This is a genomic window from Desulfosporosinus sp. FKB (genome assembly GCF_002196705.1).
Taxonomy (GTDB): Bacteria; Bacillota; Desulfitobacteriia; order Desulfitobacteriales; family Desulfitobacteriaceae; genus Desulfosporosinus.
The window spans coordinates 1-16,464 of record NZ_NADJ01000022.1 but is presented as its reverse complement, the minus strand read 5'-3'; the positions used below and the strand labels follow the sequence as shown (position 1 = coordinate 16,464).

General features: G+C 42.3%; 18 protein-coding genes and 2 riboswitches. Of the genes, 15 read left to right on the top strand and 3 right to left on the bottom strand.

Translation table 11 applies throughout. From position 1 onward, the window contains the following. Positions 1 to 95 precede the first annotated feature (95 nt). Positions 96 to 1,112: a putative sulfate exporter family transporter gene (locus tag B5Y67_RS06805; protein WP_088225745.1), complete on the bottom strand. Its 1,017-nt coding sequence runs from the start codon at positions 1,110 to 1,112 to the stop codon at positions 96 to 98. Positions 1,113 to 1,343: 231 nt separating this feature from the next. On the opposite strand from B5Y67_RS06805, the gene B5Y67_RS06800 reads away from it, so the two are divergent. From B5Y67_RS06800 to B5Y67_RS06790, 3 genes are all read left to right on the top strand, one after another. Then, positions 1,344 to 2,237, top strand: a complete 894-nt coding sequence (locus B5Y67_RS06800) for a LysR family transcriptional regulator (RefSeq protein ID WP_088225744.1) — start codon at positions 1,344 to 1,346, stop codon at positions 2,235 to 2,237. 119 nt (positions 2,238 to 2,356) lie between these two features. Further along, positions 2,357 to 3,565, top strand: coding sequence for a multidrug efflux MFS transporter (locus B5Y67_RS06795; protein WP_088225743.1), 1,209 nt, complete (start codon positions 2,357 to 2,359; stop codon positions 3,563 to 3,565). Between the two features lie 66 nt (positions 3,566 to 3,631). Next, entirely contained in the window at positions 3,632 to 4,438 is an 807-nt protein-coding gene (locus B5Y67_RS06790) for a class I SAM-dependent methyltransferase (RefSeq protein ID WP_088225742.1), read from the top strand. A gap of 169 nt (positions 4,439 to 4,607) precedes the next feature. Here B5Y67_RS06790 and B5Y67_RS06785 read toward each other — a convergent pair whose 3' ends face one another. Further along, positions 4,608 to 4,961, bottom strand: coding sequence for a helix-turn-helix domain-containing protein (locus tag B5Y67_RS06785; RefSeq protein ID WP_088225741.1), 354 nt, complete (start codon positions 4,959 to 4,961; stop codon positions 4,608 to 4,610). A gap of 121 nt (positions 4,962 to 5,082) precedes the next feature. On the opposite strand from B5Y67_RS06785, the gene B5Y67_RS06780 reads away from it, so the two are divergent. The 3 genes from B5Y67_RS06780 (at position 5,083) to B5Y67_RS06775 (ending at position 7,194) form a co-directional block, all read left to right on the top strand. After that, positions 5,083 to 5,472 (top strand): pyridoxamine 5'-phosphate oxidase family protein, encoded by a 390-nt coding sequence (locus B5Y67_RS06780; RefSeq protein ID WP_088225740.1) that lies wholly within the window; start codon positions 5,083 to 5,085, stop codon positions 5,470 to 5,472. Positions 5,473 to 5,712: 240 nt separating this feature from the next. Continuing rightward, positions 5,713 to 5,799: riboswitch (cyclic di-GMP riboswitch) on the top strand. After that, entirely contained in the window at positions 5,767 to 5,901 is a 135-nt protein-coding gene (locus B5Y67_RS26170) for a hypothetical protein (RefSeq protein WP_282432763.1), read from the top strand. Its footprint overlaps the riboswitch before it by 33 nt. 63 nt (positions 5,902 to 5,964) lie before the next feature. Then, a complete protein-coding gene (locus tag B5Y67_RS06775; protein WP_170932617.1) occupies positions 5,965 to 7,194 on the top strand; it encodes a PAS domain-containing sensor histidine kinase in 1,230 nt (409 codons plus the stop codon). A gap of 6 nt (positions 7,195 to 7,200) precedes the next feature. Here the strand turns inward: B5Y67_RS06775 and B5Y67_RS06770 are convergent, their stop codons facing one another. Then, positions 7,201 to 8,133 (bottom strand): 1,4-dihydroxy-2-naphthoate polyprenyltransferase, encoded by a 933-nt coding sequence (locus B5Y67_RS06770; protein ID WP_242975892.1) that lies wholly within the window; start codon positions 8,131 to 8,133, stop codon positions 7,201 to 7,203. Positions 8,134 to 8,328: 195 nt separating this feature from the next. Further along, positions 8,329 to 8,440: riboswitch (TPP riboswitch) on the top strand. Between the two features lie 121 nt (positions 8,441 to 8,561). Here B5Y67_RS06770 and B5Y67_RS06765 point away from each other — a divergent pair. The 9 genes from B5Y67_RS06765 to B5Y67_RS25605 all read left to right on the top strand — a co-directional run. Then, entirely contained in the window at positions 8,562 to 9,884 is a 1,323-nt protein-coding gene (locus B5Y67_RS06765; protein WP_207652408.1) for a solute carrier family 23 protein, read from the top strand. A gap of 15 nt (positions 9,885 to 9,899) precedes the next feature. Next, positions 9,900 to 11,030: a CoF synthetase gene (locus tag B5Y67_RS06760; RefSeq protein WP_088225739.1), complete on the top strand. Its 1,131-nt coding sequence runs from the start codon at positions 9,900 to 9,902 to the stop codon at positions 11,028 to 11,030. 17 nt (positions 11,031 to 11,047) lie between these two features. After that, positions 11,048 to 12,490, top strand: coding sequence for an acyl-CoA reductase (locus B5Y67_RS06755; RefSeq protein ID WP_088225738.1), 1,443 nt, complete (start codon positions 11,048 to 11,050; stop codon positions 12,488 to 12,490). Positions 12,491 to 12,505: 15 nt separating this feature from the next. Then, positions 12,506 to 13,267 (top strand): SDR family oxidoreductase, encoded by a 762-nt coding sequence (locus B5Y67_RS06750; protein ID WP_088225737.1) that lies wholly within the window; start codon positions 12,506 to 12,508, stop codon positions 13,265 to 13,267. Positions 13,268 to 13,418: 151 nt separating this feature from the next. After that, positions 13,419 to 13,610, top strand: coding sequence for a sulfur carrier protein ThiS (thiS, locus tag B5Y67_RS06745; RefSeq protein ID WP_242975893.1), 192 nt, complete (start codon positions 13,419 to 13,421; stop codon positions 13,608 to 13,610). Between the two features lie 111 nt (positions 13,611 to 13,721). Next, positions 13,722 to 14,519 carry a thiazole synthase gene (locus B5Y67_RS06740; protein ID WP_088225735.1) on the top strand — a complete coding sequence of 266 codons (798 nt, stop codon included), beginning with the start codon at positions 13,722 to 13,724 and terminating at the stop codon, positions 14,517 to 14,519. Positions 14,520 to 14,521: 2 nt separating this feature from the next. After that, on the top strand, positions 14,522 to 15,643 hold the full coding sequence (thiH, locus tag B5Y67_RS06735) for a 2-iminoacetate synthase ThiH (protein WP_088225734.1): 1,122 nt from the start codon (positions 14,522 to 14,524) through the stop codon (positions 15,641 to 15,643). Between the two features lie 3 nt (positions 15,644 to 15,646). Next, positions 15,647 to 16,261 (top strand): sulfur carrier protein ThiS adenylyltransferase ThiF, encoded by a 615-nt coding sequence (gene thiF, locus B5Y67_RS06730; RefSeq protein ID WP_088225733.1) that lies wholly within the window; start codon positions 15,647 to 15,649, stop codon positions 16,259 to 16,261. A 5-nt stretch (positions 16,262 to 16,266) separates the two neighbouring features. Next, positions 16,267 to 16,464: hypothetical protein (locus B5Y67_RS25605; RefSeq protein WP_207652407.1), on the top strand; the 198-nt coding region annotated here is incomplete at its 3' end.

The window sequence follows — 16,464 nt, the reverse complement described above, 5'->3', positions numbered from 1 at the left end:
TTGCGAATAGTAATTTCTAATACATTACATATAAGATTTATATTTTTGTGGTTCTAAGAATTTGTTAAGCTTAAAAAGATTGATTTGAAGCCGCCTTAAAACCAAAGTGTAAAATATGAAAATGCTGAAAGGACAATTGATGCAATAAGCATGGCCAAAACCGGCCGCAAAGCCCGGCTGCGTAAATTGGATAAATGAACATTGAGACCTAGGCCCACCATGGCGGCAGCCAATAAGAAAGGACCAATATCGTTTGAAATTACGGATAAAATAGACTTAGGAATAGGAAAATAGGTACCGATGATACTCGTAACGAGAAATCCAAGTAAAAACCAGGGAAAGGGCGCTTTCCTTGCAGTCTCCTGACCATTTTTACGTGTCCACAGGGAAAGAATAATACTTAGAGGAATGAGTAAGAAAACCCGACCCAGCTTAGCTAATAAGCCAATCGTTAAGGCTGTCGGTCCTGCCGTTGCCGCAGCCGCAGCAACATGGCCTATCTCGTGTAAACTAATTCCGCTCCAAATGCCAAATTGAACTGCGGTTATTGGAAGTAGGGGGCGAATTAAGGTGTAGCCAATCGCGAACAGAGTGCCTACTAAAGCGATGATACCTGCTCCGAGGGCTGTATCTTCATCATCGGCGTTAACGATCGGAGAAACGGCAGCAATAGCAGCAGCACCACATACACCTGTCCCGATGCCTAAAAGAAGGGAGAGCATTTTTTCTCCTTTAAAAAGTTTAGCTAAAAGCAATGTCACACTGATTGCAACAATGATGCTTAAGGCATCATGAATTAAAAGCAGGCCCCCTTGGTTTAAAACAACATCAATGTTGAGCTTAAAGCCATAAAGAATAATTGCAAAGCGAAGGATTTTATGGGCGGAAAATTGTATTCCACTGCGGATATCTTCTGGATAACCGAAAAGGTTACGATACAAAACTGCAATCAGAATTGAAGTGAGCATAGCTCCTATCCGGTCCAAGACAGGTAAATCCGAGGCTATTGTACCGATTCCTGCAATAACAAAGGTAAATAAAACACCGCCGTATAATTTGATAGAATTCGATTTCTGTAATGTTACCGCTGGAATTTCGCTGTTATGAGACATTTCTTCAACCCTTCCATACCATACAAAATTTCCTGAAAGCTTTTAACCTATTGTTCCGGAACAGGTTCATTATTAAAGACGTTGATTTCAGGTTTCTGCACTTAAATATAAAGGCTGCAATTTAGACTTACAATCTAGATGTCTAATGTTAATCATTTGGTTATTTAATATGTACACCCATCTCAAACCAGGGCAGCAATTTTCAGGTCAATTTTAAGGAGGTCATGGGTCTTGATTACGGAATCTCTTAAAGTATTTGTGACAGTTATTGAGCAAAACAGTTTTTCTCGGGCTGCTGAAGAGCTGTTTTTATCCCAGCCAAGCGTTAGTCTCCATATCCGCAACTTAGAAAATGAGTTCGGTGCCAAACTTCTGCATCGTTCTTCAAGGCGTCTCAGTCTTACTCCGGCCGGAGAAGCCTTATTTCGGCATGCCAGAGAGATTCTCAGTCATTATGATCAGGCAAAAAGTGAAATTAATGATCTTCGTCATGTCGTTACAGGAGCTTTGAAAATCGGCGCCAGTTTTACAATCGGTGAATATGTCTTACCCCGTTTTTTAGCGGAAGTTTCGGAAAATTACCCTAATGTTGAGGTATCGGTAACAATTGCTAATACAGAAGAAATTGCTCAATTGCTCCACCAAAACCAACTGGACATTGGGATTGTCGAAGGCCAAGTGAGCCTTCCCGGCATTGAAGAAGAACCTTTTATGCATGATGACATGCTTTTAATTGTTCCTAACGGGCATCCTTTAAGTAAGCTCAGCAAAGTTTCCGCTGAAGATCTTCAAGATCAGGTTTGGATTCTAAGGGAATCTGGTTCAGGAACCCGTTCTTTCAGCGATGATCTTTTGAAGTCCTTGGGAGTAAAGATGAACCGTTCTTTTGTCTTTAGCAGCAATGAGGGAGTTAAAGAAGCAGTGATTAATGGCCTTGGGATTACGATTGTATCCCGTCTTGTTGTTCACAAAGAAATAGCTGCTAAGGTAATTAAAACAATACCGATTAAGACCAAAGAAAAACTCCAGTTTTCCCGCAAACTAAGCATTCTGCACAGCCAAGAACCGGCAAGTTCTAAAGCAGTTGAGGAATTTCTGGAGAAATTAAGACTATTTGAATTGTAGGTAATACCAATCCGATTACCGGCAAAATTGAGGGATATATCATTTGTATCTTTAGATAAATGACGCTAAAATGTTTAGGTATAAGTAACTTAAACATTGAAAGGAACAACTAACAACTTATGACGATGTGGAAGCGTAACTTAATTATCTGTTGGTTCGGCTCTTTTGCCACGATGGCTGGTATGAACCTTGTAATTCCTTTTCTTCCCGTTTACATCCAACAATTAGGTGTTCATAATATAGCCAGAGTTGAAGAGTGGTCCGGTGTTGCTTTTGGTGCAACTGCTCTCTCCGCCGCTATTGTTTCCCCGCTTTGGGGAAAACTGGCCGATATACATGGCCGCAAGCTGATGTTGTTAAGAGCAAGCCTGGGGATGGCTGTGATTATGGTTTTAATCGGATTCGTTCATAATGTTTATGAACTTGTTGGCCTCCGTCTCTTAATGGGTGCCATATCTGGTTATGTACCGGCAGCGATAACCCTTGTTTCCTCGCAAACTCCCAAAGAACGTGCCGGTTGGGCTCTGGGTACTCTTACTTCCGGGTCAGTTGGAGGCTCCTTGATTGGTCCTCTTGTTGGTGGCACATTATCTGAACTTATCGGTTTGCGCCATGTTTTTTATGTCACTGGGGGATTTCTGTTTTTGGCATTTCTGATCGCTTTACTGTTTATCCATGAAGACTTTGTACCGAACATTTCGGCTCGGTTGTCCGGTCAAGAATTTTGGAGAACTATTGACAAACCCAAAGTCCTGATAGCAATGTTTATAACTTCGTTTATGCTTCAATTAGCCAGTATGTCGATTGAACCCATTGTTACCATTTACGTCAAGCTTTTAATGAATAACGCTAATCATATAGCGATTATTTCTGGAGCAGTCGTTTCTGCTGTGGGATTGGCTAATGTACTTATTGCTCCCCTCCTGGGTAAACTATCGGACAGGGTAGGGCCATATTCGGTGCTATTTGTCTGCCTCCTTGGGGCAGCTGTAATTATAATTCCTCAAGCATATGTCCGAAATGCCTGGCAGCTTATTATTTTACGCTTCATAATGGGTATGGCAACTGCCGGCTTTTTGCCATCGATTAATTCGCTTCTGAAAAGTAACATTCCGGAAACAATTTCAGGTAGAATATTTGGGTATAATAATGCAGCTCAAAATTTAGGTAACGTCGTGGGCCCTGTATTAGGGGGTCAGATGGCAGCCTTCTGGGGTTTCCATTATGTGTTCTTTTCTACAAGTATATTACTTCTCATCAATGCTTTTTGGGTTTACAGAACGAGTAAAGGACAATATGAAGCATCTGCTCCCAATTGCCCGGGTTAACCGGCACTGGCAAGTGAACTCATTCTGAAAGTATGTGAATTATCAACTTGGAAAGGAAGGCTTTATATGCCAGAAAACGTAAAGCTTAATGCCGACAGGTTTTTGGGATTTGCTGATATTTATAATAACTCACGTCCCCAAAGTCCTGAAAAAGTAAAAGAAATTTTATTAAACTATTTAGGACGCAATCCATCGCAGGTTATTGATTTGGGATGTGGCACAGGCCTCTCCACAGCAATCTGGAGCGATGTGAGTCGTCAGGTTATAGGAATAGAGCCTAGTATGGATATGCAAAGGATAGCTAAAGAGAAACTAGCTAATCTTAGCAATATTAAATTCATTTCTGCCTTTTCCAACGATACAGGATTGGAGAATAATTATGTAGATATCATTACCTGTTCGCAGTCATTTCACTGGATGAACCCTCACCAAACATTGAAGGAAGTGTCGAGGCTGCTGACGATAGGCGGCGTTTTTGCAGTTTATGATTATGATTGGCCGCCGGTTTGTAACTGGGAAGCCGAGCTGGCATACAGCCTGCTCTTTGAAAAGGTTGCGGAAATTGAGTCTAACCATCCAAAGCTAAAAGATAGTTTTGTGAGATGGAACAAAGACAACCATCTTACGAACATAAAAAATAGTCAAGAATTCCGCTATGTAAGGGAGATCGTATTTTCGAATTCCGAAAACTGTAATGCTCAGAGATTAATCAAGCTTGCCTTAAGCCAAGGAGGATTACAAGCTATTCTCAAAGAAGATAAGGATAGGATTAATCCTTACTTAATAAGGTTTCAGGAGAAAATATTAGAGATCTACGGTAATACTGAATTTAGTATTGACTTCTGTTATCGCCTGCGCATAGGCATTAAATAATCTAAACTATGTTTTAAGTCTTTATGGTATATCAAAGGGACCTTTTAGGTTATAGCATGACTTTTCTTGAGAAGTAGTTACCATATTTTGAAGGCAAAGGTCTGTTTAAGAGTATTTATAAGCTAAAAACGATAGCAGTAACTGCAGGACAAAAGGTGCTCTAGATGAGTTAAAACGTGTCCTGCAGTTTTTTATTTCTGGAATAATTAATATACTTTTTCCCCCATACTTCTAACTTTTCCAGAACTTCATTAAATTCACTTCCAATCTCGGTTAATGAATATTCTACTTTTGGGGGAACTTGATGATAGACCTTACGAAGGATAAGTCCGTTTTCTTCCAAGGCCCGCAACTGTCTGGTCAAGGTTGCTTGGGTTAGATCAGGCATTAATCGTTGTAATTCATTAAATCTAAGAGTTTTTTCGCTTATATAATGTAAAATCAGCAGACTCCATTTGCCGGACAAAACTTTCTGTGCTGTTACGTAAGGACATTTTCCAACTAATTTTTCGATCTTTTCCATGGTTCCTCCCTCTATAGTATCCTAAATGAAATATACTATCACAAAAGATCGTACTTGTATAAATTATGCTACCACCATAAAATACATTATAGAGGTTCAAGTTGGAAGGAGCAATCATTAAATGGAAACAGTCTATGAGTTTTTTAAAAACAATCCGGTATTTTTTATTGCAACCTTAGATGGTGATCAGCCGAAGAACCGCCCCTTTGGAGCAGTCGCAAAATTTGACGGCAAGTTGTATATTTGTACGAACAATACTAAAAATGTTTTCAAGCAGATTGAAAAGAACACCAATATTGAAATTGCTGCCTTGAACAAAGAGGGCGGCTGGTTTCGCCTGGAAGCAAAGGCAATAGTTGATAAGAGAGCTGAAGCCAAACAGGCAATGCTTGACCAAAATCCTAATCTTACCAAAATGTACAAAGTTGATGATGGAATTTTTGAGGTATTATATCTTGCAGATGCCACTGCAACCTTTATGAATGATAATCCAAAAACGATTAAATTCTAATTAGGGTAAGTTACTCAAACTCAAGCTATAGTTATCAATAATTATTCATTGAGATGAACATATAGCAAGATATTTAAGGCACGGTGTATTAATCTAATTTATTAATACGCCGTGCCTTGCAAATATTAGAAAACTTTTTCTAACATCAGATACAAATTGTGACAAATTATACAGTATATCTATGTTATACTACACATGAAAAAATTTTCAACATAATTAAGACCTTTTTGCAAATTTAATACATAATTAGGAAGTTTTGAAGCATGTATTGTATAATTTGGGCGCTTTATACATGTGGAACGAGTAGCGCAACCGGCCTGGTTTTTAAGTAAACCAGGTTTTTTATTTGGGGAGGAAATGATTGTGAAAGAATTAAGATTGATTTTAATTCCGGGTTTTGTTGGTCGAAAAGGTCAAGATACAGGTTAATAGATATATATTTTGGAACTAGCCCCAATTAAAATTGAGTCCTTTGATGTTGAGGGAGTAATTATGAAAGAAAGAAAATATGTGCTTATAGGATTAAGTATTGGATTCATTCTTTTTTTGTTTGACAGATGGCTAGATTCCCATAATCACTCTTTAAGAATTTCTTGGCTATGGATAATATTGGGTTGGTTTACCGGCAGCCTCTTTATACGGATACATAATGAGCAAAGGAAAAGAGAAGAGGCTATAAAAGAAGATCATCAACGTATGTTTGATTTGTTTAACAGTCTCCCAGGAATAGTGATTGTTGTAGGAGAAAATTATGAAGTACACTTTGTGAATCGTAATTACCTTTTGGAATTTGGTGAAAAAAACAGTAAGTTTTGCTATAACATGCTCAAGAGGAATAGCCCATGTGAGAACTGTAGAATAAAGGAAGCGTTCTTTACAGGGCGCCCCATAAAAGATGAGGAAATTTTTTATAATAGTAAAATTTACGAGGTTAAAATTCAACCGTTTATGGATGTGAATGGAACAAGGCTTGTCATTAAAACACTTTATGATATAACGGAGCGAAAAAAAGCTGAGCAGGAATTGACACGCTTACATCTAGAAATGGTCAATCTGGAACGTTTTAATTTAGTAGGTCAAATGGCAGCTGGAATAACCCATGAAATCAGGAATCCAATTACAACGGTACGGGGATTTCTCCAACTACTTGGCTCCAAACCAGAGTTTCAATTACAAGGAGATACCTTTATGCTCATGATCAATGAGCTTGATCGTGCAAACAAAATTATTTCGGATTTTCTCTCCCTTTCACGTAATTCTCCCAAAGAACAAGATCACCTAAATATCAATGAGATTTTAAGACATTTGTATCCTTTACTTGAAGCAGATTCTCTTTCTCAGGATAAACAAATAGAGTTTCTACCCGGAGACACGCCTAAGATCTTACTAAATCCGGATGAGATTTCGCAGCTAGTGCTTAATTTGTGTCGTAATGGTTTAGAGGCTATGCAAGCGGGGGGAACATTGTGTATGTCTACCTATGTCGAGAATAGTCAGGTGGTATTATGTATCGAGGATGAAGGGGGCGGCATTCCAATAGAGTACTTAAATGATATTGGAACACCGTTTTTTACAACGAAAGAGAATGGAACGGGGTTAGGGTTAAGTACTTGTTACGATATTGCTAATCGTCATAACGCGACAATCAACTTCAAGAGTAATCCTAGAGGAACAGTGTTTTTTGTATGTTTCCCAATATTAGTGCCCAAAATGGCTAGTTAATATAGCCTAAATTTGCGTAAAGTATAATCCTATACATAACAAAAGTCCAAACATTGTATTGGTTTGAGCTGTATAGCGAACTGCAGGCATCATTTGAGAGGGCAGATCTTTGCCGATAAAACCTTTTGTTGCTTGTAGGGCTTTGGGAATGCTTAATAAGACAATCAGAAGCAAGGGGGTGACCGACCCTCTAATAACTAATCCTATGACCCAAAGATAAGCTGCTGCGAACATAGCTCCGAGTAGGAAAACGGCATGTTTATGTCCAATTAAAATAGCTATTGTCTTTCGGCCCGAAGCCTTATCCCCATCAAGATCGCGTATATTGTTGGCCATATTAATAGCACCGACTAAAATACCGGTAGGTATGGAAACGAGGACACTTTTCTCGTTGATATATCCTGTTTGGATGAAGAATGATATAAGAATAAAAAAAGTCCCCATTAGTAAGCCGGCAAAAATTTCGCCTAGGGGAGTATAGGCTATGGGCAACGGCCCGCCAGTATATAAATAGCCAATCAGCATTCCAACAAGTCCGATTAAGGCTAACCACCAACTGCTGTGAGCACAAATGTAAATGCCAAATAATATGGAAACACCGTAGCATTCCAAGGCGAGCCGCAGCACAGTTTTGGGCTGGAATCCTTCCCGGACAATTGCTCCACCGATGCCAATAGAATCTATCGTATCCAAGCCGCGTTTAAAATCATAATATTCGTTAAACAAGTTTGTAGCTATTTGGATGAGCAGACAGCTCATGAGCATGGCCCCGAAAAGGAGTTTATGCCAAGCGGTATAACCTAGGGATAAGGATGTGCCGATAAATACGGGAATAAAGGATGCAGTTAAAGTGTGAGGTCGAGTTATTTTCCATAAAACGTTTAGTTTCCCCGGCTTTTCGGGGGGTGAATAAGGCATAGTATCAGGCATAGTATTCATGATCTTTTCCTTTCATGTGAAACATCTGAGATTAAGATATTAAATGATCTTAGTTTAGCAAGTGATCTTTGCGCAATATAATTATAGCACTGGAATTTAGCTGTGAGAGTATTTAACGGCTAATCATGTAATTTTGTCTTCTGTTCACTCTTGAACATTACGCTAAAAAGTGATATCTTCATTACAGAATTAATACAATTTCAAAGAGGGAGCTTAAGGAAGTAAGCTGAGAGGGCAGTTGACACCACTGCCGACCTTTGAACCTGATCTGGGTAATGCCAGCGGAGGGAAGTGATGATTGAATGATTAATGGTATGTAGACCGCTCATTTCCTAATGGGCGGTTTTTTATTTGCCCATAGAAACTTATCTGGCCGATAGTTGTCCAAGTAAAGGATTTTGATCTTAGTAAATGGAGGAGAGTTTCTGGTGGAAAATCATGAATCTGAGGATCAACGATCTATACCTGTTTTGACGATTGGTGTTGAGGAAAGATTACCTCCCTTGCGTAACGTCTTATATGGGCTGCAGCATGTTTTTGTCTCTAATGTTTGGCTTGACCCCATCTTTGTTGCCGCTATGATCGGTCTTCCAGTTGCTCTAGCCGCTAATATGGTTAATGCAATTTTTATTGCCGCCGGGCTGGTCACACTTACTCAGGCAACAAGACTTGCCCGTTTGCCTATTGTCCAAGGTCCATCGGCGGCGTTTGATACTTTGATGATTAACGCGGGTAAGGCCAACAGTCTTCCGGCTGCCGGGGGAAGTATTATGTTGAGTGCGGCCATTGTTTTTCTGTTGGCCGTTACTGGGGTACTCGAGCGTCTGCGTTCCTTATTTACCAAAGCCGTTACCGGGTCAGTTATTATTGCCGTGGGAATCGCCCTCTCGGGATTTACTCTCTATGAATTTTTGGGAGGCTCGCAAGGGATGTCTACCTTCCTTGCCCCGCAGATTCTGGCGATTTCAATTCCGACGGCTCTTGTTGTCACGATTCTGTCGCTTTTTGGCAAAGGGAACTTTCGGACTTACGCTTTTTTGATTGCCCTTGTAATTGGGGATATCATCGCTGCAGCTTTAGGGCAGATTCACTTTTCGGTCATTGCCGAGAAGGCCTGGTTCGGATTTCCAAGATTACTTCCTTATGGCGCTTTAACACTTAATGGGACGGCCTTTGTCACCTTTTTCATTGGTTATATTGTAGCCGTTATTGAAGCACTGGGAGTCTATCATGCCGCCTCAGAAATGGCGGAGATCAACTTAGACGCCCGACGCATCCGCAATGGCTTTGCCGGAGAGGCTGCAGGGTCTATGATTTCTACTCTCATAGGCGGTTTCCCGACCACAGCGTATGCCCAAAATGTCGGGCTCCTTCGTCTGACAGGTGTTGGCTCGCGCTTTACGGTTATGACAGCCGGGGCCATTTTTCTGGTACTTGGCTTTATACCGAAAGCAGGGGCGTTACTGGCCGTAACTCCCGATGCTGTTGTGGGCGGGATCTTTTTGCCTGCTGCTGTTTCGTTAATTTATACCGGCCTTTCTACACTTAATACCATGGAGAAAACAGAGGCCAATTATATGATTGCGGGATTTTCTATACTGCTTTCTGTATCCTTACCTAGTGCAGTAAAAGGAATGACAGGTCATCTGGGAGATTTTTTATCCAATGGAATTATGATCGGGGCTTCAACGGCCATCATCTTACAAATTATCTTAGTTATGATTCCTGGTTGGCTGAGGAAAAGAGGATGAAAGGGGGACTTATGAATGAAAGGTTGGTCAGAAGAACTAGTAAAGGAAATTTTAGGGTTTATTCATGCTTACTCAGATTGCCACAGCCTTGAGGCTGAACTTGATCCTGAATTTAATGATCTTGCCTTGAACATCTTTAAATTTCAATATCAAGGGAATCCCCACTATAAACGTTACTGTCAGCGTCGTCACAAATCTCCGTTAACCGTTAAACGGTGGGAAGATATCCCCCCGATACCCTTTCAGATGTTTAAAGAAACAGTTCTAGCCTGCGAGCCTATTGAGGAGGCAGAAGCAGTTTTTATGACCAGCGGCAGTACCAACAAAGAAAAGCGCGGACGTCATTATCATCCGACTCTTGAAGTTTGGGATGCATCCATGGTACCTCCCTTTAAACACTATGTCCTCCCTGATCGGGACCAAATGACGATTTATGTTCTGTCGCCGGCTGAAGATGTCAATGAAAATTCCTCGTTATCCAGGTATTTATCCCTGGCCGTCAAGCATTATGGAACTCGGGACAGTGCTTTTTTCTTCAGTAAAGAGGCTGGGTTTGATATGGCAGGCTTAGTATCTGCTTTACGTAAAAGTGAAGCTAAAGGTGAACCAGTGCTTCTGATGGGTGCTACTTTTGCCTATGTACACTTTTTGGATTATTGCCGGGCGGAGGGGTTAGCCTTTAATCTTCCTGATAGCAGCAGGATTTTCGACACAGGGGGGTTAAAGGGGCAAGCCAGGGAGGTTACAATGGAGGAATTATACAGTTGGTTTAAGGATTATTTTAGTATTGAACGAGAACTTAGCATCAATATGTATGGAATGACGGAGTTGAGCTCTCAACTTTATGATCGTACAATTGCGACAAAGGTTAAGGGGGGACAGGTATGTATGGAAAAAATAGGACCTGCCTGGACACGGCTTCAAGTGTTGAATCCGGACACTTTAAATCCCGTTTCTTTTGGAGAAACAGGATTGCTTGCACATTATGATTTAGCCAATTGGAATTCTGCGGTTGCTGTCTTGACCGAAGACCTAGGGTATCAGACTAAGAATGGTTTTGTTTTATTGGGACGAACTAAAGGCTCCGAAGCACGTGGATGCTCCATTGCAATTGATGAAATGCTGGCAGAGCAAACTAGCCGTTAACTAAGAGGTGTTAGTAATTGGAACAGCACATTTTGGCTTACTTTGTTCCCAAAGGGATTTGCATTGACATTCATGAGGAGCATACCTTCGGTGAATACATCCTGGAATTTCCGAATCTGTCCAGCGCTCAGGTTATGGAGCTCAGCACTCGCCTGCGTTTGAACCGCGGCAAGTATTTAGCAAACTTAAAAACTGAGCGTATTGTTGAGATTATTGATAAAACTATTCAATTATGGTTAAATCCCCAATACCCATTGCGCAAACTAGCTGAAACCTTGCTTCCCATGATTACCGCTTATGATGCAGAGATAGTCCGTCTCGAACTCAAACGGTTTCTGAGGGGATTTCGCAAAAAGGATTTATATCGATTTCTTGACGAGGAGTTTGATAACCCAGGGATGTTAGACAATTTCCGTCCCCGTAAATCTGGAGGCTTTACTCGAGTCTATGGACCGGAACTTATCCTCCATTTTTTCTCCGGTAATGTGCCGGGATTACCCATTTGGAGTATGATCATGGGTTTACTTCTTAAATCTGCCGGGATCGGGAAAACGTCCTCCGCCGAACCTTTAATGGCGGTTTTGTTTGCTCAATCCTTAGCCGAAGTTGATGAAAACTTGGCTGAATGTTTGGCTGTGCTTCCCTGGAAAGGTGGCAGTGCTCAATTTGAAGACCTTCTCCTTGAAAGGGCAGATGCGGTCGTGATCTATGGCTCAAGTCAAACGGTAGAAAAAATAAAGAACAAAGTACGACAGCCGATTCCCGTTCTTGGATACGGTCATAAAATTAGTTTCGCCGCTGTCGGTCAAGAAGCTCTGACAGCCGACCGCTATCAGGATACCGTGCATCGTCTGGCTAATGATGTTTCGGTCTATGACCAACAGAGTTGTTTATCCCCGCAGTTGGTTTTCGTGGAGAGAGGCGGCGTTATCAGTCCACGGCAATTTGCCCAGCTCCTTGCTTCTGAACTTGACCGCTACGAGAAACGCCGTCCGCGGGCCAAGCTAGGTGATGCTGAAATCCATGCCATTCGTTCTCTGCGCAATCGCTATGAAGCGATGGCAATCAGTAATTCAGAGATTGATGTTTATGCAAGCGGAGGAGGAACAGAGTGGACAGTTGTCTATCATGGACGACCGGGGTTTGAAGGTTCTCCACTCAATCGAACGATCCAAGTCTTTGCCTGTCAATGTCTTGAGGAGGCTCTTAGTCACTTGCGGCCCTATCGCTCTTATTTGCAGAGTGCAGGAATAGCAGTCGCTCCGGAGAGGCTTGAGGCCCTTGCTCATTGCTTGGCGCAAGAAGGAGTAAGCCGGATTACAGCAATCGGTCAGATGACCTTAGGAGTGGCGGGATGGCATCATGATGCACGTTTTAATTTAGCAGATCTGGTTCGCTTTGTGGATATTGAGCGGAGCGCCGAACAACTTGCTGAATTATACGACCCAGACGTTGAGTGAAGAGGAGGACCTATTTTGCAGGATAAGGTGGTCTTAGTGACAGGTGCCAGTCGTGGAATCGGCAGAGCAATCGCCAAGCACTTTGCTTCACGTCAGGCAATCGTCATTGTGGACTTTTTGAGAAATTCCCAATTGGCGGAAGAAGTTGTTGAGGATATTCAATCACTTGGGGGGCAGGGATTTGCACTGCAAGGGGATGTTACTCAAGAAGAAGCGGTTAGAAGGATGGTTGAAGAAATCGTTGATAGTTTTGGAACTGTTGATGTGTTAGTGAACAATGCTTTATGTCATTACACGTTTAATCCTAAACTGCGCAAAACAGCCTGGGAATTAGAATGGAAGGATTATCAGACTCAGATCGATGGCAGCCTGAGAGGGACATTTAATACTTGCAAAGCAGTTATGCCCCTGATGAAGCGTCAAAACTTCGGCCGCGTGATCAATCTGGTGACCAATTTGATCGATTTCCCTATAGTCCCGTATCATGACTATACCACTGGCAAAGCCGCTGTCTTAGGATATAGCCGCAGTCTGGCCAAAGAATTGGGGCCTTTTAATATCACGGTGAACTGTGTAGCCCCTGGTCTCACTTATCCCACAGATTCCAGCCGGGATACCCAGGAGGATGTCCGCGAATCAATCATCCGCCTTACCCCCCTTGGCAGGCTGGCCAGGCCAGAGGATATTGCCGGAGCAGTTGCTTTCCTTGCTTCGGAGGAAGCATCCTTTATTACCGGGCAGACACTTTATGTCGACGGCGGGCTGACTATGAGGTAACTATGCTTTATGGATAGGGGTCTTCACGCCGCAAAAAGATAAAATTGGTTAGTGAATCGTAACTTATGTTCAAGAGAGGAACTATTTAAACTATTTATAGGCAGCTCAACCTAATTTATGGGTTTTAAAAGGAGGATAGCCTGTGAACATAATGATTAATGGTGAAAAGGCAGAACTAAGAGATACTATTAGTCTGCAACGATGGGTTGAAGAACAAAACATTCCCCATACTACTGTAATAATTGAATATAACGGGGAGATCATTCCAGAAGAACGTTGGGGGTATGTCGAATTGAAACAGGGAGATCAATTAGAGATTTTGAAATTTGTTGGCGGAGGCTGATTTGTCCCGATCGAGTTAAAACGTCTAAAGGATAGCCAAAAGAGGAGTTATAAGATAATTTAAAACAAAAGTTAAAAGAAAGGGTTAGAAGAGAAAGGAGATTGACAGATTATGCAGCAAGTAAATTGTGAACTGCTTAATGATCCCTTTGAGATCGGAGGCCAAAAACTCAGAAGTCGTTTGTTTACAGGTACGGGTAAATTTTCATCCCATGAGTTAGTTCCGCAAATCATTGAAGCTTCCGGAACACAAGTTGTTACCATGGCTTTGCGTCGTTTGGACTGGAGAAACCCTCAAGAAAATATTCTTAATTACATACCTAAGGGTATTACATTGCTGCCCAATACCTCAGGAGCTCGTACGGCGGAGGAGGCAATTCGAATTGCCCGGTTGGCGAAAGCTGCAGGATGTGGAAATTGGATTAAGATCGAGGTTATTCAGGATCAACGGTATCTTTTGCCCGACAATCCGGAAACCCTCATTGCCGCCGAACAGTTGGTAAAGGAAGGGTTTGTGGTACTTCCCTACATGAGCCCTGATTTGGGAACAGCCAGGCGGTTGGAGAGCGTGGGAGCCGCTGCAGTCATGCCTTTAGGAGCACCAATAGGAAGCAATCGGGGATTGCAAACCCGAGAACTTATTCGCATTTTGATTGAAGAAATATCCCTGCCCATCATTGTTGATGCAGGAATAGGGCGTCCTTCGGAAGCGGCAGAAGCCCTTGAAATGGGAGCTGCAGCAGTACTTGTCAACACAGCCATAGCTACTGCTGATCAGCCTCTGGAAATGGCTCATGCCTTCCGCTTGGCCGTGGAAGCCGGCAGAAGTGCTTATCTTGCAGGGCTGGGCGCCCGACGCGACCAAGCAGAAGCTTCTTCTCCTTTGACAGGCTTTTTAAGGGAGGAGTAGTTATGTTTTTTGATGAATTTAAGTCCTGGCAAAAAGAATTGACTCATTATTCTTTTGAACAAGTTTCTCAGGGTGATGTGGAAAGAGCCCTCGGTCATGAACGACTGGATTTTATGGATTTTTTAGCTCTTCTGTCCCCAGCGGCGAAACTTTATTTAGAGCCCATGGCTCAAAAAGCTCATCGACTAACTTTGCAAAATTTCGGCAAATCCATACTCCTTTTTACACCTTTGTATTTAGCAAACTTTTGTTCCAATCAATGTGTGTACTGCAGTTACAATATTAAGAACAAAATCCTGCGCCGGAAGTTAAGTTTGGCCGAAGTTGAGGTAGAAGGGAAAGCTATAGCGGAGAAGGGACTCCAGCATTTGCTCCTATTAACGGGAGAATCTCGTCAGGCTAGCAGCCCGGAGTATATCGCCGATTGCACAAGAATTCTCAGACCTTATTTTGCATCCTTAGGAATTGAGGTTTATCCTCTTGAAACTCAAGAGTACCGGGAGCTTTATGCGGCCGGAATTGACACCTTAACGATTTATCAAGAAGTTTATGATGAAGATATTTATGCCTCAGTACATTTGGCTGGACCCAAACGTATTCACCGATACCGCTTGGAAGCTCCTGAACGAGCCTGCGAAGCAGGATTCAGCGGTGTAACTATTGGGGCTCTTTTGGGTTTAGGGGAATGGAGAAAAGAAGCGTTTTTTACGGGATTGCATGCAAGTTACTTGCAAAAAACCTATCCTGACGTGGAAATTGTTGTATCTGCACCACGGATGCGTCCGCATGCCGGTTCCTATAAACCTCAATATCCGATTACTGATGCTGAACTTGTCCAAATTCTTCTGGCTTATCGCTTATTTATGCCGCGAGGGGGGATTACTCTTTCAACGAGAGAAAGCGCCCCCATGCGCGATGCATTATTGCCCTTAGGTATTACAAAGCTCTCGGCAGGTTCTCTGACTTCTGTGGGCGGTTATGCTGAGTCAACGGAAACAGGAAGCGCTCAATTTGAAGTGTCGGATGAACGTTCAGTTGAAGAGGTAGTAGCTATGCTTCGGTCAAAAGGGTACCAACCAGTATTCTGCGACTGGGTTAACCTGCGTGACAGGCGAGGGGCATAAACCATGAATCCTTTGCTTGAATGTTTAAAAAATACCTTAGGCGAAAAGCCCTTTTCCCGACTCACAGGCGCAAAGATCGGGATCGCAGGCGCAGGAGGTTTAGGCTCAAATGCAGCTATGCATCTTGTCAGATCAGGGTGTCAAGACCTAACGATTGTGGATTTTGATCGTATAGAGGCGAGCAATCTTAACCGGCAATTTTATTTTGCCGATCAAGTAGGACGGTTTAAAGTAGTAGCTTTAGCGGAAAATCTAAAACGCATTAATCCTGATCTGCATCTACGGATAGAGACAGAGGAAATCGGCAAGGAAAATATCGAGTACTTATTTGCAGATTGTGATCTTTGGCTTGAAGCCTTAGACCGCGCCGAAGTAAAAAAACTATTTGTCGAAGCGGCGGTGACCCTTGGAAAAAAAGTTGTCAGTGCCTCAGGGATAGCCGGCTGGGGGAATTCAGACGCCTTAAGAATTCATCAGATTAATTCCAAGCTGGTCATCGTTGGAGATTTAACATCCGAAGTGGCTCAGCATCGACCGCCTATGTCCCCAAGAGTCAGCATAGCGGCGGCCAAGGAAGCTGATGTCGTTCTTACTTGGATTTTAGGGCAGGGGGATTGACTTTTATGATTCTACCACTACCAAAGGGGATATACGCACTTACCTCTGAACCCCACTCTCTGGGCAGAAGTAACGTATTTAAGTTTCGCACCCTGATAGGAGTTATTTCCCGGCGGAAACTTGGTCACCAGTTTGAGTTCTTGCATCTTAACTCAGACAATTCCATTGGAATTTTACTGTTTAACAAGCTTTATCAAGCATTT

Excerpts from the sequence above, each read along its gene's own strand:
- B5Y67_RS06805 (WP_088225745.1), bottom strand. The coding sequence starts at position 1,112 with ATGTCTCATAACAGCGAAATTCCAGCGGTAACATTACAGAAATCGAAT.
- B5Y67_RS06795 (WP_088225743.1), top strand. The coding sequence starts at position 2,357 with ATGACGATGTGGAAGCGTAACTTAATTATCTGTTGGTTCGGCTCTTTT.
- B5Y67_RS06790 (WP_088225742.1), top strand. The coding sequence starts at position 3,632 with ATGCCAGAAAACGTAAAGCTTAATGCCGACAGGTTTTTGGGATTTGCT.
- B5Y67_RS06785 (WP_088225741.1), bottom strand. The coding sequence starts at position 4,961 with ATGGAAAAGATCGAAAAATTAGTTGGAAAATGTCCTTACGTAACAGCA.
- B5Y67_RS06780 (WP_088225740.1), top strand. The coding sequence starts at position 5,083 with ATGGAAACAGTCTATGAGTTTTTTAAAAACAATCCGGTATTTTTTATT.
- B5Y67_RS06775 (WP_170932617.1), top strand. The coding sequence starts at position 5,965 with ATGAAAGAAAGAAAATATGTGCTTATAGGATTAAGTATTGGATTCATT.
- B5Y67_RS06770 (WP_242975892.1), bottom strand. The coding sequence starts at position 8,133 with ATGAATACTATGCCTGATACTATGCCTTATTCACCCCCCGAAAAGCCG.
- B5Y67_RS06760 (WP_088225739.1), top strand. The coding sequence starts at position 9,900 with ATGAAAGGTTGGTCAGAAGAACTAGTAAAGGAAATTTTAGGGTTTATT.
- thiS (WP_242975893.1), top strand. The coding sequence starts at position 13,419 with ATGATTAATGGTGAAAAGGCAGAACTAAGAGATACTATTAGTCTGCAA.
- B5Y67_RS06740 (WP_088225735.1), top strand. The coding sequence starts at position 13,722 with ATGCAGCAAGTAAATTGTGAACTGCTTAATGATCCCTTTGAGATCGGA.
- thiH (WP_088225734.1), top strand. The coding sequence starts at position 14,522 with ATGTTTTTTGATGAATTTAAGTCCTGGCAAAAAGAATTGACTCATTAT.
- thiF (WP_088225733.1), top strand. The coding sequence starts at position 15,647 with ATGAATCCTTTGCTTGAATGTTTAAAAAATACCTTAGGCGAAAAGCCC.